We start from the raw sequence: 1,149 nt of genomic DNA on the forward strand, positions 1-1,149 counted from the left end.
TCCCGCTCGGGCAGCGTGTCCTGCCCGGTCACCACTCCGAGCCCGGCCACCGGCGCGATCTGGCGCGCGCCGACCGGCACGACGACGCCGCCAGCACCGCCACCACAACCGCCGACTACCACGCCGGCAAAGCCGCCGCCGCTGCCTGCTACGCGCAGAGCCGCCTCGATGTCCCGGCCGCCCTGCGTCGCCTCACGTCCCTGGAGGCGGCGCAGGGTGCGGACACCCGCGCCCTGCAGGCGGCGGAGCAGCGAACCGCCGACGGTGGCCCGCCGCCCCACCCCCACTGGAAGGCCCGCATCGAGGCGGACATCACCCAACGGGCCGCAGAGATCGCCCACTGGGCCCGGTACGTCACCGAGCAGGAAACGGCCGGGGTGAAGGTCTGGCGGCCCGCCAACTTCCAGGCCGGGGACCTGGTGCAGGCCGCGTTCGGGGGCTGGCATCAGGTCCTGCGTGTCAACGCCCGCTCCCTGACGATCCCGCACTGGGACCTGGAAGGAGAGACCTGGCGGCTCCCCTACGACAAGGTCAGCGACCACCGACCCCGCCCCTGACCCCCGTCACCCCACGCCGATGGCCCGCCTCGCCGGAAACCGCAGAGGCGGGCCATCGCTCGTCGGGCGGTCGCACCACCGGGGCCAGGTCAGGGAGCGGGCGGTCCGGCCGCGGAGTGCGCTGGCGGGTCAGCACGGACCGCGGCGAGAAGGAGTGCGGCCCGGTCGGTGGAGCAGCGGTGCCCGCGTTGGCGGACACCACGGGCCAGCGCGGTCCGGGTGACCGGTCGGCCCTGGCGGGCCAGGTCCACCGCGACCGCCCGACCGGCCGCGAGAAGTTCAGCCGGCACACCTGGCGGTCGCGGCCCGGTCTCCCCACCGCCCTCAGCCCGATCGGCACAGCACGGCCCGGTCTCCTCGGTCCGGTCGCTCCGGTCGGTCCGGTCGGTCCGGTGGGGGTCGGTGGGTGTCCGGTCAGCGGGCGGTCGGTCCGGTCCGACGGGCGGGGTGGTGCTCATCGCCGGTGCCGGTCGGGTGGGTCGGGTGGCTTTGAGTCCGGCGACCAGACCGAAGGCGGCGACCGGCCAGAGCGCCATCGTGGGCACCCATCCGCCCGCCGGACCGGTCAGGGCGTCGGGTCCGGCGGCGGTGA

At 75.9% G+C, this 1,149-nt stretch carries 1 protein-coding gene and 1 pseudogene; one reads left to right on the forward strand and one right to left on the reverse strand.

The genetic code is table 11. From position 1 onward, the window contains the following. Positions 1–557, forward strand: a 557-nt coding sequence (locus tag B207_RS32895) for a DUF3560 domain-containing protein (RefSeq protein WP_018635769.1), incomplete at its 5' end; no start/stop codon positions are given. 89 nt (positions 558–646) lie between these two features. Here B207_RS32895 and B207_RS0106785 read toward each other — a convergent pair. Further along, positions 647–1,149: pseudogene (locus tag B207_RS0106785) on the reverse strand (hypothetical protein); the annotation flags it as partial.

Origin of the sequence: Parafrankia elaeagni, from assembly GCF_000374165.1 — a bacterium.
In the GTDB taxonomy this organism is placed as follows: Bacteria; Actinomycetota; Actinomycetes; order Frankiales; family Frankiaceae; genus Parafrankia; species Parafrankia elaeagni.